This window comes from Celeribacter sp. SCSIO 80788, from assembly GCF_051054295.1.
In the GTDB taxonomy this organism is placed as follows: domain Bacteria; phylum Pseudomonadota; class Alphaproteobacteria; order Rhodobacterales; family Rhodobacteraceae; genus Celeribacter.
In genome coordinates this window covers 998,113-1,021,077 of the sequence record NZ_CP150482.1, presented here as the reverse complement: position 1 = coordinate 1,021,077, position 22,965 = coordinate 998,113, and the positions used below count along the sequence as shown (strand labels likewise).

Here is a 22,965-nt window from a genome sequence, read left to right as displayed (position 1 = left end):
TCTTGCCAAACGGGCGGAAAAAAGCGCTCTGTCGCAGCCATGACCGAAACGCAAAAAGGCTATATTGCCCTCCTGATCGCCCAAACCACATGGGGTCTCTCGCCGCTTTATTACAAGGCGGTGGCCGATGTGCCTGCCTTCGAGGTGCTGGCGCATCGCACGCTCTGGACCTGTGTGCTCTTCGGCCTCTGGATCGGTATTCAGGGCCGGTTCGGTGAATTGCGTCGCCTGATGACCGGGCCGCAGGCGACCAAGGTGCTGGCGGCTGCAATTTTGGTGTCGGTCAACTGGGGCTTGTTCATCTATTCGATCCAGTCGGGGCAGGCGCTTGAGGCCTCGTTCGGCTATTACATCTTCCCGCTGGTCGCGACCGTGATCGGCATGGCGATGTTTCGCGAACGGCTGTCAAACCTGCAATATGCGGCGCTGGGGCTTGCCGCGCTGGCGGTCGTGGTGCTGGGCGTCGGGCTCGGCGCGCTGCCCTGGATTGCGCTGACACTTGCCGTGACTTTTTCGATCTACGGTGCGATCAAGAAGACGCTCGACGCAGGCCCGATCCTGTCGGTGACCGCCGAGGTGGTGCTTTTGTTGCCGATCGCGCTGGTCTGGCTTGCGGGGGCGCATCTGGCCGGGTGGGGCAGCACCGCGACCCAGCCCGCAGGCGCCTTCGGCCAGTCGCTCAAGGATACGGTGATGCTGATTTTCTCAGGCGTGATCACCGGCGTGCCGCTGATCTTCTTTACCGCCGCCGCGCGTCGTCTGCCGCTTACGGTGGTCGGCATGGGGCAATATTGGAACTCGACGCTGCAATTCCTTGTCGCCGTGCTGATCTTTGCCGAACCCTTCACCCATTGGCACGCCATCGCCATGCCGCTGATCTGGGTCGCGCTTGCGCTTTATACCGTCGAAGCCTTTCGCCGCGAGGCGCAGAACCGCAAAGCGCGCAAGGCTTCGACCACGGCCTAGAGAACCGTCACGCCCAGCCCGCGCAGCAATTCGGTCGCCTGCGCCTTCGAGATGATCGCCCCTTTGAAACATGTGGCACTGGCAAAGCTGAGCGCCCCCAAATCTGCCTCTCTCAAATCTGCACCATCAAAGCGGGCGGTCGCGAGATGCGCCCCCTGCAAGCGGCATCGCTCTAATATGCTGTCCCGGAAATCGCAGCCCGCGAGATCGGCTTCGCTCAGGTCGATCTGCTCGAGGTGGCATTTGCGGAAATTCATCTGCCGCAGATAGGCCCCCGCAAGCACCGAGCCGTTGAAATCAATCCCAAGCGCACGGGCGTCCCGGAAGTCCGCGCCGGTCAGTTTGCAGTCCCGGAAGGTCGCATCGGAAACGTCGCTGCCGACCCAGCGCGACAGCGAGAGGTTGCAGCCCTCGAACCGGGCCTCCGAGAGACGGGCGTAGCTGAAATCGGCCTGAATCGCCTTGCATTTGACAAAGCGGGTCTGTTCCAACGTCGTGCCGGTGAAACTGCAGGCCTGAAATTCGCACTGTTCGAAGCTGTGGGCCGACAGGTCCATGCCGTCGAAGTTTAGCGCGTCAAAGCGGCAGGATGCGAATACCGTCTCACTCAGCGCCGCTATGTCGTCAATGACCCGCATCGGTCCGTGCGGCGCGCAATGCCTCGGTCAACTCGCCGACCGTCTGCACCGTCTCGTAATATTGCGCGGTAGACAAAGGCGCGAAGCCTTCGTCGATCACATGTTCGATCAGCGCCTCAAGCGGTTTCCAGTAGCCGTCGGTCGACAAGAGGTAGATCGGCTTGTCATGCAATCCGATCTGTTTCCAGGTCAGCACTTCGAAGAATTCGTCGAGCGAACCCGCTCCGCCCGGCAGAACCACGATGGCGTCGCAATTCATGAACATCACCTTTTTGCGCTCATGCATATTCTCGGTGATGATGAAGGTGGTGAGATCGCGTTTGCCGACTTCTTTCGGCAGAAGATGGGTCGGGATCACGCCAAAGGTCGCAGCCCCCTTGGCCTGTGCCGCCCGCGCCACGGCGCCCATCAACCCGACATCGCCCGCACCGTAAACCAGCCGCCAGCCTTCCGCCGCGATCATCTCGCCCACCTCGGTTGCCGCTGCCTCGTATTCGGGCTTGGCCCCGGGGCGTGAGCCACAGAAGACACAGATCGAAAACAAGGAGGAAACGGGCTGGGATGACATGGCGGTCCCTTTGCGACGGGTTTGAAAAAAGGAAGTCTTTGACCCTTGTTAGCCCCCTTGCTAGGTTGTCTCAAGCCTTGATCTCGCAGCCCTGATCCGTGTCTCAATCTCGGGGGGTGACGGTCGTGCGACAGGGCCGGACCATCAGGGGGATGTGCCGAACATGGCGAAACAGAATGCATGGATGATGCCGGCGGCCGGTGTCGGGGCTGCGGTGCTGGTTGCGGCAATCGGGGCCGTGCTCTATCTCGGGCGCCCGATGGAGGAGGAGGCTTTGCCTCAGCCGGTGGCGGCGGTTCCAGAGCCTGCGACCGGAGACAACGGGAAGATTGAGAGCGCCGAAGCCGTGCCGACCCCGGCGCAGATCCTGCCGAGCTTCGATCTCGTGCGCATCCCGCCCGACGGGCTTGCGACCGTGGCCGGACAGGCCGAACCGGGCACGGAGGTGCATATCCTCGTCGACGGGGCCGAGGTCGCCAAGGCGGAAACCAATGACCGGGGCGAATTCGTGGCCTTGTTTGCGCTTGAGGCCTCCGGGGCCGCGCGTGAAATGCAATTGGTGAGCGGCACGGGAGCCAGCGCTCTGGCGAGTGCGGAAAGCGTGATCGTCGCGCCCGCAAACCTAGCCAAACCGGCGGGAACTGAGACCTCGGAAGTGGTTTTGGCCGAGGGCGAGATCGCGCCCCCGGAGGCCGAGGAAGCCACCGGCGCCACGGATGGGCCTGCACTGTCCGGCGGCGCGCCGCTGGCCGCTTCGGGCACCGGAAGCGCCATTGCGCAGCAGGTTCTGGAAGGGGCGGCCACAGGGGGAGATTCTGTGGAATCCTCTGCCTCGCCCACTGTGTTGATGGCCGATGACGACGGCGTCAGGGTTCTGCAACAGGATGGCACGGCGCCGGGTACGCTCCATATCGACGCAGTGAGCTACGATCCCGAAGGCCGGGTTTTTGTCTCGGGCCGGGCGGCACCGGGCGCGGCGCTGCGGTTCTACATTGATCAGGGCTTCGTCACGCGCACCGAAGCGGGGGCGGACGGTCAATGGCGCACGGAACTCCAGGACGTGGCCGCCGGGCGCTATTCTCTGCGGGCCGATCAGGTCGATGAATGGGGCAAAGTGGTGAGCCGGGCGGAGATTCCATTCCATCGCGAGGAGGTCGCACTTCTGGCGCAGATCGCGGAAGAGCCGACCGAGGCCGAACCGTCAGGCTCCGCGACAGGAACGTCGGAGAACGCGGCCGAGACAGGGATCGCGACGCCCGCCTCCCGCATCGCCTCGGTCACGGTGCAGCCGGGCAACACGCTTTGGGGGATCGCCTCGAAACGCTATGGCGACGGGTTCCTTTATGTGCGGGTGTTCGATGCCAACCGCGACCAGATCCGCAATCCCGATCTGATCTATCCGGGGCAGATTTTCCAACTGCCCGAGGAGTGATCAGTCCCGGTTCTGAGATTGCGCAGAAAGCGCCAGAGGGGTATGCGGGCAAGGCATCTTGCCTTCCCGCGCCTTTTCCGCGATTTTGGCGTCCCTTCACTCCGATCTAGCCCGAAAGGTTGCCATGAGAGGTATGCCTCCTTCCGTCACCACCGACCGCACGCCCGAGAACGGCTGGCTCGTTCTGCGCAAGGTCGCGCCCTATCTCTGGCCCAAAGGCGACACGCCTGTGCGCGTGAAGGTGGTGATCTCCGTCGTCCTGCTGGTGATTGCAAAACTCACGGCCGTGGCCACGCCGTGGTTCTACAAGGCCGCCGTCGACAGCCTCTCGGGCGAGACGGCGCAGGACGCGGCGTGGTTCGTTGCCGTGGGGGCGATCGGGCTGACCGTGGCTTATGGCGTGGCGCGGATGATGGAAGTGGGTTTTCAGCAACTCCGCGCGGCGGTGTTTTCGCCGGTCGAGCAGGGCGCTTTGCGGGTCATTGCGCTCCAGACCTTCCAGCATATCCACAAGCTGTCGCTGCGCTATCATCTGACGCGGCGCACCGGCGGCCTGTCGCGCATCATCGAGCGCGGCGTCAAAGGCGTGGCCTTCCTGATGAACGTGCTGATCTTCGGCATCGCGCCGCTGATTTTCCAACTCGGGCTGGTGCTGATCATTCTCTGGGGGGCGTTCGGCTGGGATTACATGGGGGTCGTGGCGGTCACGGTGGTGGCCTATGTGGTCTTCACGCTCAAGGTCACCGAATGGCGGGTGAAAATCCGCTACGAGATGAACAAACAGGACACGGAAGCCAACCAGAAGGCCGTCGACAGCCTGTTGAACTTCGAAACCGTCAAATATTTCAACGCCGAAGGCGGCGAGGCGCGGCGCTACGATCAGGCCATGGCGGGCTATGAGACGGCGGCGATCAAGACCGAGCGCTCGCTCGCCTTTCTCAACTTCGGCCAGACCTTCCTGATCACCTCCGGGTTGATCGCGGTCATGGTTCTGGCGGCCTTGGGCGTCCAGAACGGCACGCTGACCGTCGGCGATTTCGTCATGGTCAACGCCTATATGATCCAGATCACCATGCCTTTGAACTTCCTGGGCTCGATGTATCGCAACATCCGCCAGTCCATCGTCGATATGGAGGATATGTTCTACCTGCTCGAACAACCGGCCGAGATCGTCGACGCGCCGAACGCCCGGCCGCTCAAGGTGACGGGCGGGACTGTGACGCTCGATCATGTGGAATTCGCCTATGATCCCGCGCGGTCGATCCTGCATGGCGTCGATCTTGAGGTGCCGGCGGGGCGGACGCTCGCGATTGTCGGCCATTCCGGATCGGGCAAATCCACCATCGGGCGGCTGTTGTTCCGCTTCTATGACGTGACCGGCGGGCGGCTTCTGATTGACGGGCAGGACCTTCGCGATGTGACGCAGGACAGTCTGCATGCCGCGATTGGCGTGGTGCCGCAGGACACGGTGCTGTTCAACGACACGATCCGCTACAACATCGGCTACGGGCGCGATGGGGCGACTTATGACGAGATCGTGGAGGCGGCGAAAAAGGCCAAGATTCACGACTTCATCATGGGTCTGCCGGAGGGCTATGAGACGCAGGTCGGCGAACGGGGCCTCAAGCTGTCGGGCGGTGAGAAACAACGCGTCGGCATTGCCCGCACGCTGCTCAAGGACCCGCCGATCCTGCTGCTCGATGAGGCCACATCGGCGCTCGACACCCAGACCGAACGCGGCATTCTGGGCGCGCTGAAACTCGCGGGCGAAGGGCGCACGGTGATCACCATCGCGCACCGGCTCTCCACGATTGCCGACAGCGATGAGATCGTCGTTCTGGAGGCGGGCCATGTGGTCGAGCGCGGCACCCATGAGGCGCTGTTGCAGGCGGGTGGCAAATATGCGGCGATGTGGGCGGCGCAGGCCGAGGATCGCGAAGCGGCTGCGGCGTGATCCGCCTCTGTCACGGCACTGAAAATGCCCTATATCATCGGCAGATGTTGATATGGGACAGGTCATGACGGCGATTTGGTGGATCCGGCGCGATTTTCGGTTTGAGGACAACCCGGCGCTTGTGGCGGCAGCGGCGCGTGGCGCGGTGTTGCCGGTGTTCATCCGGGACGAGACGGTGGACGGGCTGGGGGCTGCGCCGAAATGGCGGCTTGGGCTTGGTCTTGCGCATCTCTTAGAGCGCATTGAAGCTCAGGGCGGGCAGGTCGTACTGCGCTCCGGGGCTGCGAAAGACGTTTTAAAACAGATCGTTGCCGAGACAGGTGCAGAGGCGGTTTTCTGGAACCGGCTTTACGACAAGGCCTCGATCGCGCGGGATACCGAGGTCAAATCGGCATTGAAAGACACCGGTATCGAGGCACAATCCTCAAATGCGCATCTTTTGTTCGAACCCTGGACGGTCGCGACGAAAACCGGCGGCTATTACAAGGTCTACACGCCCTATTGGAAGGCCGTGCGCGAGATCGGGGCGGGGCAGCCGGTGAAAACACCGCAGGTCACATGGGCCGATGCGCCCGAAAGCGAGGCTCTGGAAGACTGGATTCTCGGGGCCGAAATGCGCCGGGGGGCGGCGGTGGTTTTGCCCTATTGCCATGTCGGCGAAACGTCGGCAAAGCGTCGGCTTTCCGTCTTCCTCGACACTCATGTGGGCGACTACAAGGCCCGGCGCGATTTTCCCGCCGATCCGGTCTGCTCGGGCCTGTCGGAAAACCTGAGTTATGGTGAAATCTCGCCCCGGACCATCTGGCACGCGGGGCTTCATGCCATGGAAGAGGGGGCGGCGGGCGCGGAGCATTTCCTCAAGGAACTCGTGTGGCGCGAGTTTGCCTATCATCTGTTGTACCACGAACCCGATCTGCCGGAGCGCAATCACCGCGACGGCTGGGACGCGTTTCCCTGGCGGGGCGACAACGAGGACGCAGAGAATTGGCGGCGCGGGCGCACCGGCGTGGGCTTTGTCGATGCCGCCATGCGCGAGATGTTCGTGACCGGCACAATGCACAACCGCGCGCGGATGATTGCGGCCTCTTACCTGACGAAACATCTGCTGACGGACTGGCGGGTGGGGCTCAAATGGTTCGAGGATTGCCTGATCGACTGGGACCCGGCGGCGAATGCTATGGGCTGGCAATGGGTGGCGGGCTGTGGCCCGGACGCCGCGCCCTATTTCCGGATTTTCAACCCGGACGGGCAGGCGGAGAAATTCGACCCGGACGGCATTTACCTGCGGCGCTGGATCGCCGAAGGCGCGGGTCAGCCGACGCAAACCGCGCTGTCTTATTTCAACGCCGTGCCGAAATCATGGGCGCTTTCGCACAAGGATGCACCAGCAACCCCGGCAATTTCGCTCAAGTCGGGGCGGGAACGCGCGCTTCTGGCCTATGAGACGCTAAAGGGGTGACGGATCGGAGATTTGCGTTACTCTGGGGCTGATATGGCAGTCAGGAGGCGTAGATGCCCGGGACAGCACCCGTTTTGAGCAGCACCGAAGGGCAGGGCGATCTGCCCCGGTATTTTCCGCAGGTTTTCGCCATGGCGCAAAGCATGGCGGCCGGACAGCTCGATTTCATCCTGCCCGACGGGCGGGTGTTTCGCGCGGCAGGTCCTGCGCCGGGGCCGGTGGCGGCGCTCAACATCCATTCGGACGATGTCTTTGCCCGGCTGATCCGCGAGGGCGATCTGGGGTTCTGCGATGCCTACATCGAGGGTGGCTGGTCGAGCCCGGATCTTCAGGACTTTCTCGATCTGCTGCACGCGGGCAATGATGTGCTGTACGACGGGTTTCCGGGCATGGGATTGCTGCGCGCTTTCGAGCGACTGCGGCACTGGATGAATGCCAACACGCGCAAACAGGCCAAGAAGAATATTTCCTATCACTACGATCTCGGCAATGAGTTCTACAGCCTCTGGCTCGATGACACGATGACCTATTCCTCGGCCCTGTTCGAGACCGGACAGGAGAGTCTGGAGCAGGCACAGCGCGCGAAATATGCGTCCCTGATTGACGAAATGGGCGTCAAGGACGGCGATCATGTGTTGGAGATCGGCTGCGGTTGGGGCGGGTTCGCGGAGTATGCGGCAGGCGAGCGCGGCTTGCGCGTCACCGGGCTGACGATCTCCGAAGAGCAGTTCAAATTCGCCGCCGAGCGGATCAAAAAGGCGGGTCTGTCGGACCGGGTTCAGTTGAAATTGCAGGATTACCGCGACGAGCGGGGGGCCTATGACGGCATTGCCTCCATCGAGATGTTCGAAGCAGTGGGGGAGAAATACTGGCCGACCTATTTCGGCAAGCTCAGCGAGTGCCTGAAACCCGGTGCGAACGCCACGCTCCAGATCATCACCCTCACGGATGCACGGTTCGAGAGCTACCGAAAATCCGTCGATTTCATCCAGAAATACATCTTTCCGGGCGGCATGTTGCCCAGCCCCTCGGCGCTTCGGGAGCAGATCGATGCGGCGGGGTTGCATTTCCGGGGCTCGAAGGAATTCGGCGAGAGCTACAGCCAGACGCTCCGGCGCTGGCACGAGACCTTCAATGCCGAATGGGAGCGGGTCGCCGCACTCGGCTTCGACGACCGGTTCCGCCGGATGTGGAATTTTTACCTGACCTCTTGCGCGGCGGCGTTTCACGGGGGAAACTGCGACGTAACACAGGTTACAATGACACGACCGGGGGGCTGAACCCCGAGAATTCAGAGCAGGTCACAGATGCCCACAGCCGCCAAACTCGTCGCAGCCCTCTGGTTTGCCCTTTTGGCATGGTTCGCCGCCGAATTGGTGATCCCCTACCTGCCGGAAGGCACACAAGTCGGGTTGTTTTCCTATATCACCGGGGTCATCGGACTGTTGACCGGCTGGGTCTTTCTCGGGCGGCGCGCGGGCGACACGATGGCGGCGGCACTGAGCTATGGGTTTTCGGCCTCGGTGATCCTGACTTTCTGGGCCATCTTCTATTTCTCCTTCGAAATGATGATCCACCGCTCGCTCGACAAGCATTATCGCGGCCCGACGCAGGCGCTGATGTCGATGGTGGACATGATGCGCGACAACGGTTTGTTGATGCTGAAATGGGACATTGTCATCGTATTGGTCGCGGGCGGGTTCTTTGGCGGCTGGATCACTGAGAAGGCGGCGCGCAAATGGTCGTAAGCGATGTTTTTGCGCCGCTGAAAGCCCGGTTCAACTCGGATCAGGTGGCATTTTTGCGGGCGGTTCTCGACGGTGATGAGCCGTTTCTGTCGCCCGCGCTGATCGCGGCCGCCGCCGAAGAGGTGGTGCTTTACGAGGGCGAACGCGAAGTGGAGGAGTTGCGGGTGCTGCGCTCCGCGATCTTCATCCGGGCCTGGGCAAGGCTGACCGCAGCGGCGGGCGAACGTCCAAGGGCGGAAGGCCGGACCGATCTGTCGCGGGCCGATGTGACGCTGATGAGCCGGGCCATTCCCTATTCGCATTTCTTTGCGCTCGACGACAGCGTGCTGACGCATCGGTTGTTCGACGGTGGCAGTTCCGAGGTGATGACCCGCGCGGGATTTCTCATGGCGGATGCGGCGACGGTTTTGCCCTATGATCCGGTGCGCGACCATGTGCTGGTGATCGAGCAGTTCCGCTTTGGCCCCTATGCGCGCGGCGATGTGCGCCCTTGGATGCTGGAGCCGATTGCCGGGCGGATCGACACCGGCGAAGGCCCGGAGGCGACGGCGCGGCGTGAGGCGGAGGAAGAGGCGGGTGTCACGATCGGGGCGCTTCACAAGGTGGCGGAATATTACCCCTCTTCGGGGGCGATCACCGAATATGTGACCTCTTATGTGGGCATAGCCGATCTGCCCGAGAGCCTCGCCAAACGGGGTGGCGGGCTGGATCACGAGCATGAGGACATTGCGTCCTATGTGATCCCGTTTGCGCGGCTGATGGAGATGTGCGACGCGGGCCAACTAGACGTGGGGCCGCTTTACATGTCGGCGCTGTGGCTTTCGCGTCATCGCGACCGGATCAGGGCAGAGGCGGGGGTGTAAAGGCCCCCGCCCACCGCGTTACCCTTTGTTTTTCGGCTGCATCCAGAGCCAGATCAGCGCCGCACCGGCGAGCGTCAGGAGCGGGATCATCGTCAGGTTGACCGCGATCCAGCCGTCTTGTGCCGAGCCGCCGGAGCAATTGAGAAGACCGCCGGAGGCCAGCGAGGCCAGCGTCACGCCGCCGAAGACGATCAGGTCGTTCATGCCCTGAACGCGGCCCCGCTCGGAGGGCTCATGGGCAGAGGAGAGCATGGCCGTGGCACCGATGAAGCCGAAGTTCCAGCCGACGCCCAGAAGGATCAGCGCGCCGAAGAAATTCTCCAGCTCCACACCCATCATCGCCACCACACCGGCGGCGCCCAAGATGACGAGGCCCATGGACATGATCCGCTCGACGCCGAATTTGGCGATCAGATAGCCGGTGAAGAAGGACGGCAGGAACATCGCAAAGACGTGGGCCGAGACGATATTGACGGCGGTGTTCTCTTCGAACCCGCAGCCCACGACCGCGAGCGGCGTCGAGGTCATCACGAGGTTCATCAGCGCATAGGAGGTGGTGGCGATGATGATCGCCACCGCGATGCGCGGGGTTTTCAGAAGCTCCATCCGCGAGCGCCCGATCAGGTGATGATGGGTCGAAACGGGAGGTTTCGGGATGTCGAGGAAGAGAAACAACATCGAGCCCAGGATGTTGATCGCGATCACCGCGAGATAGGTGCCGAGGAAGGGCACGACCATGGCCTGCGACGTGACTTTAACGAGCTGCGGCCCGATCAGCGCGGACAGAAGCCCGCCGGCCATGACCCATGAGATCGCTTTCGGGCGAAAGGCCTCGTCGGCGGTGTCGGTGGCGGCGAAACGCAGGAAGCCTTGCGAGGATTGATAGATGCCGGTGAAGAAGCCACCGAGAACGAAGAGCCAGAAACTTTGATGCAACAGCGCATAGGCCCCAATGCCCGCGCCGACGGTGCCTGCGCTCGTGCCGATCCAAAAGCCCACACGCCGCCCCCAGCGCTGCATCGCACCCGAAAGCGGCGTTGCGGCCAGCATGGAGCCGATTACGGTGGCGGAGATCGGCAGGGTGGAGAAACAGAGGTTGGTCGCGAGCGACTGCCCGGCAAGCCCGCCGATGGAAAAGATCATCGACATTTGCGCGCCGAGAAAGGCCTGCGCCAGAACGAGGATCAGCACATTGCGCTTTGCGCGCTGCTGGTCGGGCTGTTGGTCTGGCTGGGGATCGTGGAGGGCCGTGTCGGTCATGAGGCGTCCGTGTGCGTGTCTTTGAATGTGTTTTCCGTTTAACGGCTGCGGCGCGCGCTGAGAACCCGCGTTCTTCAAGGGGCGCTGTGCAGAAACGGGGATTACGACGTGATGGCGTCGATCAGATGCAGGAACGACCCCGCGACCGAGCCGGAGATCAGCCCTTGCGGTCCAAGATCGGTGCCTTCGGCATCCGAAGCGGCAAAAAGCGGTGCGCCCTCGGCCTTGAGCGTCGTGGCATAGTGAAACTCATGCGCTGCCCATCGACCGGGGAACGGGCCGTTCACGGCCTGCGCATGGCGGTAGCCCAGATGCAGCTTACGCGCGGCAAAGGAGGTTTCGAGCCGCAACAGACCCGCCATTTTGTGCCGCACCCCGTCCTTGTCGATCAGCCCGTCTCCCAACACCATATAGCCGCCGCATTCGCCGTAAACCCGACGCCGCGCGGCGGCTTCTCGGAGCCCCTGAAGGAACTGGTGATTGGCGGCGAGACGCCGGGCGTGCAATTCGGGGTAGCCGCCGGGCAGGTAGACCAGATCGGCGGGCGGCGGCGTTTCATTGGCCAGAGGCGAGAAAAACCGGATTTCCGCGCCCTGCGCCCGCCAGTCCGCCAGAAGATGCGGATAGGTGAAGGCGAAGGCCGCGTCTTGCGCCACGGCAAGGCTCTGGGCGGGCGGCGGCACGCGCGCGGGGGGAGCTGCGACAGGCAGCGGGGTGGCGAGGTTTTGGATCAGGTCGAGATCGAGCGCCGCCTCGACCGCATCGGCGGCGGCGTCGAGAAAGGCGTCGAGATCGGGGCGCTCACCGGCCTGCACGAGGCCGAGATGGCGGTCCGGATGGCTGAGCGCGGCGCTGCGGGGCAGGGCGCCGATCAGCGGGATGTTGAGGGGCGCAAGGGCGCGGGCGAGCATCTCCGCATGGCGCGGCGAGCCGGTTTTGTTGAGGATCACGCCTGCGATTTTCACACGCGAATCGTGATGGGCAAAGCCTGCCACCAGCGGCGCAACGGACCCGGCCATGCGCGCGGCATCGACGACCAGAACCACGGGTATGTCGAAGAGGCGCGCGAGATCGGCCGAGGCGCCCTTGCCCTCTGGCGGTGCGCCATCGAACAGGCCCATCGCGCCCTCGACGATCAAAAGCCCGTCGCCGGAGGCGAGCGTTGTCAGGCGTTCGGGCGTCATTGCCCAGGCGTCGAGATTGACACAGCTGCGGCCGGTGGCTGCCTCGTGAAAGCGCGGGTCGATGTAATCCGGGCCGGATTTCGCGCCGCGCACCGGCACGCCGCGCCGGGTCAGCGCGCGCAATAGGCCAAGCGTGACGGTGGTTTTGCCGGAGCCGGAGGCAGGCGCGGCGATCAGGAGGCCCGTGGTCATCCGCCTTGTTCTGCCGGTTTGCCACGACCCAGCGGATCGGTGTCGCGCGGGGCCTCGCCGCGCATCAGGGCCTGCCAGTCGAGCACCTGCCGCATCAAAACCGCGCGCCCGACACAGATGATCGCGGGCGGCTCAAGCCCGGCATTGGCGATGTCTTCGACCATCGCGCCGAGCGTGGTTTCCAGCACCCGTTGTTCGGGCAATGTGGCCTGCGACACGACGGCAACGGGTTCGTCTGCGGGGCGTCCGGCCTTAAGAAGGCCGTCGCGTATGGTCGGGGCGTGTTTCATCCCCATGTAGATCACCAGAACGCCGGAGGCGCGCGACAGGGCCTCCCAATCGAGGCTGCCGGTCGGGCCGCCGGTCTGATCGTGGCCGGTGACGAAGCTCACGGATTGGTTGACGTCGCGATGCGTCACCGGGATGCCCGCATAGGCAAGCCCGCCGATCCCCGCCGAAATTCCCGGCACGATGCGCACCGGCACGCCGTGTTGAATGAGCGTCTGGGCCTCTTCGCCGCCGCGGCCAAAGACGAAAGGATCACCGCCCTTGAGGCGCAACACGCGCTTGCCCGCGCGGGCGAGATCGACCAGTTGCAACGAAATATCGGCCTGTTTCGCGGAGGGCTTGCCGCCACGTTTGCCGGCATAGACCAGCTCGGTGCCCTCGGGCGCCCAGCTCAGAATTTCCTGCCCGACGAGGGCATCGTAGACGATCACATCGGCCTGGCGCAGCGCGTTGATCGCATGCAGCGTCAAGAGGCCGGGATCGCCCGGACCCGCGCCACAAAGCCAAACCCAGCCGGGTTCCAGAGTGGGCCAGTCGCCCGAGGGGAGGGAGAGCGTCGATTCTGTCATGTCTGATTTATGACGAAGGCCGGGGCGTGGGGGAAGCCTCATTGCGCGCGTGAGTGCTCGTGCGAAAGCGGCTGGCGGCGCGCGGTTGGCTGGCTTATCGTGGCGGCGATGACCGAGACTTCACCTTCTTTGCGCCGTGGCTGGACCACGGGGGCCTGTGCGACGGCGGCGACCCGCGCGGCGCTGATGGCGCTTTGGGGCGAGGGGTTTCCCGAGCGTGTGCGGATCACATTGCCGAAGGGCGAGCGACCGGAGTTTGCGATCTCGCACCGCGCAGAGGGGCCGGGCTGGGCCGAGGCGGGGGTGATCAAGGATGCGGGCGACGATCCGGATGTGACCCATGGTGCGGAAATCCGGGCGCGGGTCTGTGCCTCCGGGGGTGGCATTGTGTTCCGGGCGGGCGTGGGCGTCGGCACCGTGACGAAACCCGGCCTGCCGATCCCGCCGGGAGAGCCCGCGATCAACCCGGTGCCGCGCGAGATGATGGCCGGGCAGGTGGCGGAGATGGCGAAACGGCTGGGGCAGGCGGGAGATGTGGAGATCACGGTCTCCATTCCCGGTGGCGCAGAGATCGCGCAGAAAACATGGAACCCGCGGCTTGGCATCAAGGGCGGGCTGTCGGTTCTGGGCACGACGGGCGTGGTGCGACCGTTCTCCTGCGCGGCATGGATTGCCTCGATCCAGCGCGGCGTCGATGTGGCGCGTGCCGAGGGGCTTTGCCATGTGGCGGGTTGCACGGGTGCGACCTCGGAGCGCGCGGTGCGGGGGCTTTACGATCTGCCCGAGGGGGCGATGCTCGACATGGGCGATTTCGCGGGCGGGCTGCTGAAATACCTGATGAAACACCCGGTGCCGCGGGTCACCATCGGCGGCGGCATCGGCAAGATCGCCAAGCTGGCGCAGGGCGAAATGGACCTGCATTCGAAACGGTCTCAGGTCGATCTGGCCCATTGGGCCGCCGAGATGGCCGACCCGGATCTTGTGCATTGCAACACGGCGCTGGAGATTTACGACCGTCTGGGGGCTGACTTTGCCGCGCGGGTGGCGCAAAAGGCGCTGGAACAGGTCGAAACACGGTTTGGCGGGCGCGGATGTGCCTTTGACATCGTGGTGATCGACCGCAAGGGCACCATTATAGGTCAGGCATCATAGGACGGGCATAGATGATCCTTCTTCTCGCAGGCAGCACCGAGGCGCGCAATCTGGCCGGGCATCTGGCCTCTTCGGGTATCAAGGCGGTGGCCTCTCTGGCGGGCGTCACCGACGATCCGCTGACCTATCCGATCGAGACGCGCGTGGGGGGCTTTGGCGGCGAGGAGGGGTTTCGCGCCTATCTCAAAGAGGCCGGGATCACCGCCGTGATCGACGCGACGAACCCGTTTGCCGAGGCGATCACGACGCGCACGGCACGGGTCTGTCGTGAGCTGGGCCTGCCGTATCTTTTGTACGAACGCAAAATCTGGCGCTCGCAGCCGGGCGACGCTTGGCATCACCTCTACGATCTCGCGGAGCTGCCCGCGATGATCCCCGAAGGCGCGCGCGTGTTCCTTGCGACCGGGCGGCAGAGCCTTGGGCGCATCGGGCCGCTTTTGCCGGGGCGGCATCTGATTTGCCGGGTGATTGATGCGCCGGAGGGGCCGTTTCCCTATGAGGGCGAATGGATCACCGGGCGGCCGCCGTTTTCCGAAGCCGATGAGATTGCCCTGTTCGAGCGCCTCAAACCCGATGTCCTCGTGGTGAAAAACGCAGGCGGGGCGGCGCGCGGCAAGCTGGACGCGGCGCGCAAGCTCGGCATTCCCATCGCCATGATCGCCCGCCCGCCGGTGCCCGAGGGCGTTGAGCGGCGGGAGCAATTGCTCGATGCGCTGGAATGGGCTGAAACCCATGGTGAGACCTTCTGATGCGGATCATCGCCTGTGACGCGGATGTCGCCGAAGGGGCGGCGCATCTGGCCACATGCGAGCCGCGTTTTGCCCATGCGCTGAGCCTGACCGGGCCTTTGCCGCTCCGGCGGCGCAAGGACGGGTTCGAAGAGCTTCTGGGCGCGATTGTCAGCCAGCAAATCTCGGTTGCCGCCGCCAATGGCATCTGGCGGCGCTTGCAGGCGGCCAGGCTCACAGGCCCGCGCAAGGTGCTTTGGGCCAGCGAAGACGATCTGCGCTCCTGCGGCTTGTCGCGGCAAAAGGTGCGCTATGCCAAGGCCTTGGCCGAGGCGCGGATCGACTACGGCGCGCTGCGGGAGGCCCCGACCGACGAGGTGGTCGCAACCCTGACCGAAGTGCCGGGGATCGGCGTCTGGACGGCGGAAATTTATGCGATGTTCTCGCTGGGCCATGCCGATGTGTTCGCGCCGGGCGATTTGGCCTTGCAGGAAGCGGCGCGCCTGTTGTTCGATCTGCCGGACCGCCCGAAAGAGCGCGCGCTGCGGCAGATGGCCGAGGCGTGGTCGCCATGGCGGTCGGTCGCGGCGCGGGTGCTCTGGGCCTATTACCATGTGGCGAAACAACGCGAGGGTGTGAGATGACGAAAACCGCTGCGGGTCTTGTGGCTCCACTGGCGCTTTTGGTTGGGTCTGTTTTGGCGGGGTCTGTTTTGACGGGGCCTGTGTCGGCCGAGGATGTGCCTTTGGCGCATATCTATGCGCAAGGCGATTGGGATAAGATTGGCGACGACTGGGACTGCATCGAGATTGCCTCGACCATGGGTTGGCAACGCTACATGGTGCCACACGAGGGGATTCTTGGACGGAATTTTACCTATATGATCATCCATACCGATCAGGTGGGGTGGACCGTCGACAAGGCGCAATATGCGCCCGTCCTGAATGGCGGCCATACCGGGGCGGATGCCGAAGCGCTCGCGCCCTATGACAAATATAAATTCGATCAATCCGCGCCCTTCGGCGCGCTTATGGTCCGTTTCGCGGATGGCGACTCTCGGGCGCTCCTCAATGAAGGCGAAGAGCCCTGGACGATCGGGCAGGAACCGCAGCTCGATTTTCGGATCAACGACACCGGGTTTGGCGACAACGCCGGCGTGTTGCAACTCTGTTTCTGGTGAGCCGGGGGGCTGCGCCATATTGCGCGGTCGCTGCCGGCCCGGTTGCGAAGCCCCTGCTTTGTGCTTAGAGCTTGGCCATGACCCAGTTTGAGAGGACCCCATGAGCGATCTGACCAACCACAAACGCGACAGCCTGTCGGGGCGCACGAGCTCTGCGGTGATTTTCCTCCATGGCTATGGCGCCGATGGCAACGATCTCCTGAGCCTCGCCGATCCTTTGGGCGAACACCTGCCCGACACGATGTTCTTTGCCCCGGATGCGCCCGAGGTCTGCACCGGCAACCCGATGGGGTTTCAGTGGTTCCCGATCCCGTGGATCGACGGCTCCTCGGAAGAAGAAGCGCGCAATGGCATGCTGCGCGCGGTCGATGAGCTCAATGACTATCTCGACAATCTCATGGTCGATTACGGGTTCGAGGCGGAGCAGATCGCGCTCGTGGGCTTTTCGCAGGGCACGATGATGTCGCTCCATGTGGCGCCGCGCCGCGAAGAGGCATTCGCCTGTGTCGTGGGCTTTTCCGGGCGTCTGATTGCGCCCGAAATGCTGGAAGACGAGATGAAGGTGAAACTGCCGATCCTGCTGTTGCATGGCGATCAGGACGAGGTGGTGCCGCCACAGTCGATGCCGGAGGCCGGTCAGGTGTTGCAAGAGGCGGGGTTCGAGACCTACGCCCATATCATGCGCGGCATGGGCCACGGGATTTCGCCCGATGGCTTGGGGGTTGCTCTGGCGTTTTTGCGTGAAAAACTGGGCTACGAGGCCGGGTAACGTAACGGTCTTGCGCGTCATGGAGGGAAAAAGGACAAAAGTTAGTCTTGTGTTCACTTTTTTCACGGCATGATCGGCAAGACCCCTTGACCCTGCACCTTCGGGTGTTACCTATTTTATACAAAGCTAGGAGGGCTGACCTATGGACATTCTCATGACGACCGCATTCGCCTTGATTGCAACCGGTGTCGTGGTGGCCTATGCCTTCCTTTCCCAGCGTCCGACTGAGGAACGTCTCCCTGTCCGCATCCGTGTTGAGGACCGCAAACGCAAGCTCTGAGCTTGCGGGACCTCGCGCAGGATTTGATCTGACCCTCGGGCCCGGCGTGACCGGGCTTGTCGGGCGAAACGGATCGGGGAAATCCTCTCTTCTCAAATTTATCGCAGCCTCCGCTCGGGGGGAAATTTCGCCAGTGCCGGTCACGGGCGAGATCTCGCTTTCCGGCCCCGTGCGCCTGCTCGATCAGTCGCCCGATCCGCACGCTCGGATTTGTGACCTGTTCGGCTGTGCCGAGGCCTGGGCGGATCTCAAACGCGCACTTGCGGGGGAGGCCACGAGCGGGGCCTTCGAAGAGGTCGATTGGAGCTTGGAGGAGCGTCTCTCGGCGCAGCTCGATCGCTTTGGCCTCTCGGACATCTCCCCCGAACGTCGTCTTGGAACGCTGTCGGGCGGGCAACAATTGCGCGCCGCGCTCGCGGCGCTGTTTTTTGACGCGCCCGACATCCTGTTGCTGGACGAGCCGACCAATGCGCTCGACACGGAGGCGCGGGAGGTCCTTCAGTTGGCGTTGAAAGCCCATCGCGGGCTGGCCCTGATCGCAAGCCATGACCGCGCGCTTCTCGAAACGGTCGACCGCATCGTCTCGCTGGAACCGGACGGCTCGGTGACCCTGTTCGGCGGCGGCTGGTCGGCGTTTCAGGCGGCCAAAACGGCGGAGCGCGCACGGCTTGGGGCGGAGGCCGACAAGGCCGGGCGGGCCTTGCGCGCGCATCGGGCGCAGAGCGAAGAGGCCGCCGCACGGCAGGCACGGCGGGCGCGCCAAGGCAAGGCGCTGCGCGACGGATCGCAATCGAAAATGCTGTTGGACAAAGCCAAGGAAGGGGCCGAAGGCGCGGCCGGTGGGCGGCTCCGGGCCACGGCACGGCGGGGCGAGGCACTGGACGCGGCACAGGCGGCGGTACGCGAACGGATCGAAATCGTGACGCCGGTGGCGATGGTCTTTCCCGCAATCGTCCTCCCCGCGACGAAACAGGTGCTGACCCTGAAGGAAGCGGTGTTTGCAGCGGGCGATCACCGGGTCGGCCCGGTTTCTCTGAGCCTGACGGGACCGGAAAGGCTGGCCATCCTCGGCCCGAACGGCGCCGGAAAATCGACGCTTCTGCGCGGCATTGCGGGCGAGATCGCGCCGCTTTCGGGCGAGATGAGCCGCCCGGTCAAATGCGCCCGGTTGGACCAGACCGGTGGGCTAACGGGGACGGGATCTCTGATCGAGGCCGCACGCGCCGAGCATCCGCATCTCAACCCCGCCGAAATCCGCACCGCACTGGCACAGGCCGGGTTTCGCGGTGATGCCGCGCTGAAACCGGTGGCGGTGCTGTCGGGCGGCGAGCGGCTCAGGGCTGCGATTGCGCTTCTGGGCGCGGGCGGCGATCCGGCACCGCTTCTCCTGCTCGACGAGCCGACGAACCACCTCGATCTCGATGCGCTGGAGGCGCTGGAAGAGGGGCTTTCTCAGTGGCGTGGCGCGCTGATCGTGGTCAGCCACGATGCGCATTTTCTGCGGAAACTGGAGATTTCGGCGAGGTTCTGCCTGAATTCGCGTCACATGGGCGTCACGAAAGCCCTGTAAAGACCGAGACAAGCGTTTCGCATATTCTGAGGCTTGTCAGGTCAAAGCCGCGATATATAGTGAAACAAGAGTTGTGGGACGGGTCGTCCCGTCCCGCCAGCCACGAGTTGAGCAGGACGAGGAACGGTGCACCCATGGATGGAGACTTCAGGACACATTTTGTCAGGGAACCCAACGCGGCCAAGGCGCATCCCGCGCTGGTGCTGAACGCGGATTACCGACCGCTCTCTTATTACCCGCTGTCGCTCTGGCCCTGGCAGGAGGCGATCAAGGCGGTCTTCCTCGACAGGGTCGACATCGTGGCGGAATATGACGACTTTGTTCATTCCCCGAGTTGCAAAATCCGCATCCCCTCGGTCGTCGTCCTCAAAGATTATGTCAAACCTCAAAAGCGCGTGGCCTTCACGCGCTTTAATTTGTTTTTAAGGGATGAGTTCCGCTGCCAATATTGTGGCTCGAAAGGCGATCTGACCTTCGATCACGTCATTCCGCGGGCGCGCGGCGGCATCACCAGCTGGGAAAATATCGTCGCGGCCTGCGTGCCCTGCAACCTGAAGAAGGGTTCGAAATCGCTGCGTCAGGCCGGGATGAACCTGCGCAAACCGCCGCGCGCGCCGGGGGCCGAGGAGCTTAAGAACATGGGGCGCAAATTCCCGCCGCATCACCTGCACGACAGCTGGATCGACTTTCTCTATTGGGATGCCGAACTGGACATGTGACCATTTCGGGCTTTCTGATGGCCCAAATACTCAAAATCCCGTGCAATGAAGCGCGATCAGGCGGAACAGGATGCGCCGCCCAGCACACAGAATTTCGCACAATGCGGATGGTTCAGCGCCACAGCCCCCATCGCCCCCGCAAGTGTCGGGCCAAGATCGAACTCCGGCGCATAAGGCAAAAGCGTACAGGCGACGACGGAGGGCGCGGCCCCCTTGCGCTTCACCACCATGCGTTGCGAGGCGCACATGATGTCGGAGGGCGATTTGCCTAAGATTCCCCAACAGGCGGTGGTGATTTCCGGCACTTCGACGGTCATATCCATCTCCGGGAAAATCACGGTTTTGGCCGGGTGGGCGGCATCGATGTCATAGCCACGCGCGGCATAGAGCGCCGCAAAGCCCACGCGGGTGTCGGCCTCTGTCTCATGCCAGAGCGACCGGGCCGCGACGGTCATGGTAAACCCCTGATCGCGAAGCCAATCCATGCCCGCGAGCGTCACCGCGAAACTGCCCTGACCGCGCATCGCGTCGTGATGTTCCGCCGTGAAATGATCGAGGGAAATACGCAGGGTCAATCGACCGGGAAACGCCGCGTTCAGTTCGGCAAGCGCGGCGAGGATGGCAGGGCGCTGCATCGGACGCATGGCATTGGTGAGAACGAGCACCTCAAAGCCGCGGGAGAGGGCCGCACGCGTCATCCCGGGCATCTCGGGGTTCATGAAGGGTTCGCCGCCGGTAAAACCGATCTCGTGCGGGCGCAAGTCGAGCGCGTCCAGTTCATCGAGATAGGTTTCGACCTCCTGCGCCGTGAGATAGACGAGCGCGTCGTTGGTCGGTGAGCTGTCGATATAACAGTTCACACAGGTGATGTTGCACAGCGTGCCGGTGTTGAACCACAGGGTCTCGAGCCGTTCGAGCGCCACACGGGCCCGGGTCTCGCCCTTGGCCGTCACCGCAGGATCGATGAATTTTCCAACGTTGGCAAGAGATTGGCCATGATCTTTCATCGCGATATGTCTCCGGGGCGCAGGGCTTCTTTCAGGGTAGACGCTGTGCTGCGTGGTGAAAAGGCCTCACTTTTCGCTGCACGGCAGCGTGAATATGAAATTGTCCGGAAGGACACTTGAGAGGTGGCGCGGGGATGCTAGACTTCTCTGTGACAAAGCGCTAGGAGAAGGCTCGTTAGCGCTAACGCTCAAAGCGCTGTGAAACGGGGCGGAGACGTCCCCGGATCCGGCGGCTCAAACGCGAAAAGGAACACAGCCATGGCGTCACGCGTCATTCCGGTCGATGATTTCGATCTGGTGATCTTCGGGGGCACGGGGGATCTGGCGCGCCGGAAAATCCTGCCGGGGCTTTACCGCCGGTTCTGCGCCGGTCAAATGCCGCCCACGGCGCGGATCATCGGGGCGGCGCGCTCCGAACACGACACGGAAGAGTTCCGCCGCATCGTGCGTGCGGCGATCCTCGAATTCTCTTCGAAACACAGCTGCGACGAGGCGCTGATCGGCGATTTTCTCAAGCGGCTCGATTACGTGCAAGTCGATGCCCGTGGCGAGGACGGTTGGGACGCGCTCAAGGGGATGATGCGCGACGATGTGATCAAGGCCTATTATTTCTCGGTGGCACCGTCGCTCTTTGGCGACATTGCCGAGCGGCTGATGAGCCATGGCATCGCCGACGACAAGGCGCGGATCGTGGTCGAGAAGCCCTTTGGCCGCGATCTCAAAACCGCAAAAGCGCTCAATCGCGATCTGGCGAAACATTTCGACGAGACGCAGATTTACCGGATCGACCACTATCTCGGCAAGGAGACGGTGCAGAACCTGATGGCGGTGCGCTTTGGCAATATCCTCTTCGAGCCGCTGTGGAATTCGCAATATGTCGATCACATCCAGATCACCGTGGCCGAAACGGTCGGTGTTGGCGGGCGGGGCGACTATTACGACCGCTCGGGCGCGATGCGCGACATGGTGCAGAACCACCTGATGCAGCTTTTGTGCCTGATCGCGATGGAGCCGCCCTCGCGGTTCGAACCGGATTCGGTGCGCGACGAAAAGCTCAAGGTGATCCGCGCCTTGGAGCCGATCGACCATCACCACATCGTGCGCGGCCAATATGACGCCACCGACGATGAACCGTCGTACCGCGAAGATGCGGGCGATCCGCGCTCGCGCACCGAAAGCTTCATTGCGCTGCGCTGCATGATTTCCAACTGGCGGTGGGCGGGAACGCCGTTTTTCCTGCGCACCGGCAAGAAACTCAAGGCGCGCAATTCGGAGATCGCCGTGGTGTTCAAAGACGCGCCGCATTCGATCTTTGGCGAAGAGGCAGGACGCCATGCCAACCTGCTTTCGATCCGTTTGCAGCCCAATGAGGGCATGACGCTCAAGGTGACGATCAAGGAACCGGGGCCGGGGGGGATGCGCCTCATCGACGTGCCGCTCGATATGACCTTTGCCGAGGCGCTTGGCGAAGAGGCTGAGGAGATTACGGATGCCTATGAGCGCCTGATCATGGATGTGATCCGTGGCAACCAGACGCTGTTCATGCGGGGCGACGAGGTGGAAGCGGCCTGGGCCTGGACCGATCCTCTGATCGAAAGCTGGGAGGCGCGCGGCGACGTGCCGAAACCCTATGAGGCCTATTCCTCGGGCCCCGAGGAGGCGGCGATCATGCTGCATCGCGAGGGGCGGCGCTGGCGGGAGATCAAGGGATGAATTTCGTCGAATTTCCCGACCGCGAAGTGATGCTGCTCGATCTCGCCAACAAGATCGCTGGGGAGTTGCGTGCGGCGCTCGAGGTCGAGGAGCGCGTGAGTTTCTGTGTGCCGGGCGGTACGACGCCGGGGCCGGTGTTCGACATCCTCTCGGGCGTGTCGCTCGACTGGGGCCGGGTCGATGTGCTTTTGAACGACGAGCGCTGGGTGCCGGAAAGCTCGGAACGCTCGAACACGGCGCTTCTGAAACGCCGTCTTCTGGTGGGCCAGGCGGTGGCCGCGCGGCTCATCCCGCTCCATCGCGACGTACCGACGCCGGAGGAAGGCCTGCCGGGGCTGATGCCTGCGGTGGAGGCGGCGCTGCCGCTCAATGTGCTTTTGCTCGGCATGGGGACGGATATGCACACGGCCAGCCTGTTTCCCGGCGCGGATCAGCTTGAGCTGGGGCTCTCTGAGGACGCGCCGACGCTTTTGGCGATGCGCGCGCCCGGCGCGGGTGAGCCGAGGATCACGCTTTCGGCCAAGGCGCTCAAAACCGCGATCTCGACTCACATCCTGATCACTGGAGCGGAGAAACGCGTGGCCCTCGAGCGGGCGGAAACCCTGTCGGAGATCGAGGCGCCGGTGCGCGCTTTTCTGGCCGATGCGACGGTGCATTGGGCACCCTGAGCTCTGCGCGAACCGTTTCGTGTTGAAATTTCCTCTTTTGCGAGGAAGGTTTAGCGTC

At 63.4% G+C, this 22,965-nt stretch carries 23 protein-coding genes; 17 read left to right on the top strand and 6 right to left on the bottom strand.

Translation table 11 applies throughout. The features are described 5' to 3' along the window. Positions 1-39 precede the first annotated feature (39 nt). Positions 40-966: an EamA family transporter RarD gene (rarD, locus tag V1471_RS05245; protein WP_434287285.1), complete on the top strand. Its 927-nt coding sequence runs from the start codon at positions 40-42 to the stop codon at positions 964-966. Here the strand turns inward: rarD and V1471_RS05240 are convergent. Beyond that, positions 963-1,604, bottom strand: coding sequence for a pentapeptide repeat-containing protein (locus V1471_RS05240; protein WP_434287284.1), 642 nt, complete (start codon positions 1,602-1,604; stop codon positions 963-965). The genes rarD and V1471_RS05240 overlap by 4 nt on opposite strands. Beyond that, positions 1,591-2,172 carry a TIGR00730 family Rossman fold protein gene (locus V1471_RS05235; RefSeq protein WP_434287283.1) on the bottom strand — a complete coding sequence of 194 codons (582 nt, stop codon included), beginning with the start codon at positions 2,170-2,172 and terminating at the stop codon, positions 1,591-1,593. The genes V1471_RS05240 and V1471_RS05235 overlap by 14 nt, the downstream gene beginning before the upstream one ends. 163 nt (positions 2,173-2,335) lie before the next feature. Between V1471_RS05235 and V1471_RS05230 the strand changes: the two genes are divergently transcribed. The 6 genes from V1471_RS05230 (at position 2,336) to V1471_RS05205 (ending at position 9,628) form a co-directional block, all read left to right on the top strand. Beyond that, on the top strand, positions 2,336-3,604 hold the full coding sequence (locus V1471_RS05230) for a LysM peptidoglycan-binding domain-containing protein (RefSeq protein WP_434287282.1): 1,269 nt from the start codon (positions 2,336-2,338) through the stop codon (positions 3,602-3,604). 133 nt (positions 3,605-3,737) lie between these two features. Beyond that, positions 3,738-5,558: an ABCB family ABC transporter ATP-binding protein/permease gene (locus V1471_RS05225; protein ID WP_434290866.1), complete on the top strand. Its 1,821-nt coding sequence runs from the start codon at positions 3,738-3,740 to the stop codon at positions 5,556-5,558. A 64-nt stretch (positions 5,559-5,622) separates the two neighbouring features. Then, entirely contained in the window at positions 5,623-7,017 is a 1,395-nt protein-coding gene (locus V1471_RS05220) for a cryptochrome/photolyase family protein (protein ID WP_434287281.1), read from the top strand. 53 nt (positions 7,018-7,070) lie between these two features. Then, positions 7,071-8,297: a class I SAM-dependent methyltransferase gene (locus V1471_RS05215; protein ID WP_434287279.1), complete on the top strand. Its 1,227-nt coding sequence runs from the start codon at positions 7,071-7,073 to the stop codon at positions 8,295-8,297. 27 nt (positions 8,298-8,324) lie between these two features. Further along, positions 8,325-8,765, top strand: coding sequence for a TrgA family protein (locus V1471_RS05210; RefSeq protein WP_066708171.1), 441 nt, complete (start codon positions 8,325-8,327; stop codon positions 8,763-8,765). Continuing rightward, on the top strand, positions 8,756-9,628 hold the full coding sequence (locus V1471_RS05205) for an NUDIX domain-containing protein (RefSeq protein ID WP_434287277.1): 873 nt from the start codon (positions 8,756-8,758) through the stop codon (positions 9,626-9,628). Before V1471_RS05210 ends, V1471_RS05205 begins: the two co-directional genes overlap by 10 nt. A gap of 18 nt (positions 9,629-9,646) precedes the next feature. On the opposite strand, the gene V1471_RS05200 is transcribed toward V1471_RS05205, so the two are convergent. From V1471_RS05200 to cobA, 3 genes are all read right to left on the bottom strand, one after another. After that, a complete protein-coding gene (locus V1471_RS05200; protein WP_434287275.1) occupies positions 9,647-10,888 on the bottom strand; it encodes an MFS transporter in 1,242 nt (413 codons plus the stop codon). Between the two features lie 101 nt (positions 10,889-10,989). Beyond that, entirely contained in the window at positions 10,990-12,264 is a 1,275-nt protein-coding gene (locus tag V1471_RS05195) for a cobyrinate a,c-diamide synthase (protein WP_434287273.1), read from the bottom strand. Next, the gene (cobA, locus tag V1471_RS05190; RefSeq protein ID WP_434287271.1) at positions 12,261-13,121 is read right to left on the bottom strand and encodes a uroporphyrinogen-III C-methyltransferase; all 861 of its coding nucleotides are present in this window, start codon (positions 13,119-13,121) and stop codon (positions 12,261-12,263) included. Before cobA ends, V1471_RS05195 begins: the two co-directional genes overlap by 4 nt. Before the next feature lie 108 nt (positions 13,122-13,229). Here cobA and V1471_RS05185 point away from each other — a divergent pair, with 108 nt between their 5' ends. The 8 genes from V1471_RS05185 (at position 13,230) to V1471_RS05150 (ending at position 19,519) form a co-directional block, all read left to right on the top strand. Next, entirely contained in the window at positions 13,230-14,273 is a 1,044-nt protein-coding gene (locus tag V1471_RS05185) for a cobalt-precorrin-5B (C(1))-methyltransferase (protein WP_434287270.1), read from the top strand. Between the two features lie 11 nt (positions 14,274-14,284). After that, positions 14,285-15,022 (top strand): cobalt-precorrin-6A reductase, encoded by a 738-nt coding sequence (locus tag V1471_RS05180; RefSeq protein ID WP_434287269.1) that lies wholly within the window; start codon positions 14,285-14,287, stop codon positions 15,020-15,022. Next, positions 15,022-15,645 carry a DNA-3-methyladenine glycosylase family protein gene (locus tag V1471_RS05175; RefSeq protein ID WP_434287268.1) on the top strand — a complete coding sequence of 208 codons (624 nt, stop codon included), beginning with the start codon at positions 15,022-15,024 and terminating at the stop codon, positions 15,643-15,645. Before V1471_RS05180 ends, V1471_RS05175 begins: the two co-directional genes overlap by 1 nt. Beyond that, positions 15,642-16,181 (top strand): hypothetical protein, encoded by a 540-nt coding sequence (locus V1471_RS05170; RefSeq protein ID WP_434287266.1) that lies wholly within the window; start codon positions 15,642-15,644, stop codon positions 16,179-16,181. The genes V1471_RS05175 and V1471_RS05170 overlap by 4 nt, the downstream gene beginning before the upstream one ends. A gap of 100 nt (positions 16,182-16,281) precedes the next feature. Next, entirely contained in the window at positions 16,282-16,950 is a 669-nt protein-coding gene (locus tag V1471_RS05165; RefSeq protein ID WP_434287265.1) for an alpha/beta hydrolase, read from the top strand. Positions 16,951-17,104: 154 nt separating this feature from the next. Further along, the gene (locus V1471_RS05160; RefSeq protein WP_434287264.1) at positions 17,105-17,230 is read left to right on the top strand and encodes a hypothetical protein; all 126 of its coding nucleotides are present in this window, start codon (positions 17,105-17,107) and stop codon (positions 17,228-17,230) included. Then, entirely contained in the window at positions 17,202-18,800 is a 1,599-nt protein-coding gene (locus V1471_RS05155; protein ID WP_434287263.1) for an ABC-F family ATP-binding cassette domain-containing protein, read from the top strand. The genes V1471_RS05160 and V1471_RS05155 overlap by 29 nt, the downstream gene beginning before the upstream one ends. A 134-nt stretch (positions 18,801-18,934) precedes the next feature. Beyond that, positions 18,935-19,519 carry an HNH endonuclease gene (locus tag V1471_RS05150; protein ID WP_434287262.1) on the top strand — a complete coding sequence of 195 codons (585 nt, stop codon included), beginning with the start codon at positions 18,935-18,937 and terminating at the stop codon, positions 19,517-19,519. A 56-nt stretch (positions 19,520-19,575) separates the two neighbouring features. Here the strand turns inward: V1471_RS05150 and V1471_RS05145 are convergent, their stop codons facing one another. Next, positions 19,576-20,526 (bottom strand): radical SAM protein, encoded by a 951-nt coding sequence (locus V1471_RS05145; protein ID WP_434287261.1) that lies wholly within the window; start codon positions 20,524-20,526, stop codon positions 19,576-19,578. 258 nt (positions 20,527-20,784) lie between these two features. On the opposite strand from V1471_RS05145, the gene zwf reads away from it, so the two are divergent. Together zwf and pgl are read left to right on the top strand one after the other, a co-directional pair. Continuing rightward, positions 20,785-22,239: a glucose-6-phosphate dehydrogenase gene (zwf, locus tag V1471_RS05140; RefSeq protein WP_434287260.1), complete on the top strand. Its 1,455-nt coding sequence runs from the start codon at positions 20,785-20,787 to the stop codon at positions 22,237-22,239. Then, positions 22,236-22,907, top strand: a complete 672-nt coding sequence (gene pgl / locus V1471_RS05135; protein WP_434287258.1) for a 6-phosphogluconolactonase — start codon at positions 22,236-22,238, stop codon at positions 22,905-22,907. The genes zwf and pgl overlap by 4 nt, the downstream gene beginning before the upstream one ends. The last annotated feature ends 58 nt before the right edge of the window (positions 22,908-22,965 follow it).

Excerpts from the sequence above, each read along its gene's own strand:
- rarD (WP_434287285.1), top strand. The coding sequence starts at position 40 with ATGACCGAAACGCAAAAAGGCTATATTGCCCTCCTGATCGCCCAAACC.
- V1471_RS05240 (WP_434287284.1), bottom strand. The coding sequence starts at position 1,604 with ATGCGGGTCATTGACGACATAGCGGCGCTGAGTGAGACGGTATTCGCA.
- V1471_RS05235 (WP_434287283.1), bottom strand. The coding sequence starts at position 2,172 with ATGTCATCCCAGCCCGTTTCCTCCTTGTTTTCGATCTGTGTCTTCTGT.
- V1471_RS05230 (WP_434287282.1), top strand. The coding sequence starts at position 2,336 with ATGGCGAAACAGAATGCATGGATGATGCCGGCGGCCGGTGTCGGGGCT.
- V1471_RS05225 (WP_434290866.1), top strand. The coding sequence starts at position 3,738 with ATGCCTCCTTCCGTCACCACCGACCGCACGCCCGAGAACGGCTGGCTC.
- V1471_RS05220 (WP_434287281.1), top strand. The coding sequence starts at position 5,623 with ATGACGGCGATTTGGTGGATCCGGCGCGATTTTCGGTTTGAGGACAAC.
- V1471_RS05215 (WP_434287279.1), top strand. The coding sequence starts at position 7,071 with ATGCCCGGGACAGCACCCGTTTTGAGCAGCACCGAAGGGCAGGGCGAT.
- V1471_RS05210 (WP_066708171.1), top strand. The coding sequence starts at position 8,325 with ATGCCCACAGCCGCCAAACTCGTCGCAGCCCTCTGGTTTGCCCTTTTG.
- V1471_RS05205 (WP_434287277.1), top strand. The coding sequence starts at position 8,756 with ATGGTCGTAAGCGATGTTTTTGCGCCGCTGAAAGCCCGGTTCAACTCG.
- V1471_RS05200 (WP_434287275.1), bottom strand. The coding sequence starts at position 10,888 with ATGACCGACACGGCCCTCCACGATCCCCAGCCAGACCAACAGCCCGAC.
- V1471_RS05195 (WP_434287273.1), bottom strand. The coding sequence starts at position 12,264 with ATGACCACGGGCCTCCTGATCGCCGCGCCTGCCTCCGGCTCCGGCAAA.
- cobA (WP_434287271.1), bottom strand. The coding sequence starts at position 13,121 with ATGACAGAATCGACGCTCTCCCTCCCCTCGGGCGACTGGCCCACTCTG.
- V1471_RS05185 (WP_434287270.1), top strand. The coding sequence starts at position 13,230 with ATGACCGAGACTTCACCTTCTTTGCGCCGTGGCTGGACCACGGGGGCC.
- V1471_RS05180 (WP_434287269.1), top strand. The coding sequence starts at position 14,285 with ATGATCCTTCTTCTCGCAGGCAGCACCGAGGCGCGCAATCTGGCCGGG.
- V1471_RS05175 (WP_434287268.1), top strand. The coding sequence starts at position 15,022 with ATGCGGATCATCGCCTGTGACGCGGATGTCGCCGAAGGGGCGGCGCAT.
- V1471_RS05170 (WP_434287266.1), top strand. The coding sequence starts at position 15,642 with ATGACGAAAACCGCTGCGGGTCTTGTGGCTCCACTGGCGCTTTTGGTT.
- V1471_RS05165 (WP_434287265.1), top strand. The coding sequence starts at position 16,282 with ATGAGCGATCTGACCAACCACAAACGCGACAGCCTGTCGGGGCGCACG.
- V1471_RS05160 (WP_434287264.1), top strand. The coding sequence starts at position 17,105 with ATGACGACCGCATTCGCCTTGATTGCAACCGGTGTCGTGGTGGCCTAT.
- V1471_RS05150 (WP_434287262.1), top strand. The coding sequence starts at position 18,935 with ATGGATGGAGACTTCAGGACACATTTTGTCAGGGAACCCAACGCGGCC.
- V1471_RS05145 (WP_434287261.1), bottom strand. The coding sequence starts at position 20,526 with ATGAAAGATCATGGCCAATCTCTTGCCAACGTTGGAAAATTCATCGAT.
- zwf (WP_434287260.1), top strand. The coding sequence starts at position 20,785 with ATGGCGTCACGCGTCATTCCGGTCGATGATTTCGATCTGGTGATCTTC.
- pgl (WP_434287258.1), top strand. The coding sequence starts at position 22,236 with ATGAATTTCGTCGAATTTCCCGACCGCGAAGTGATGCTGCTCGATCTC.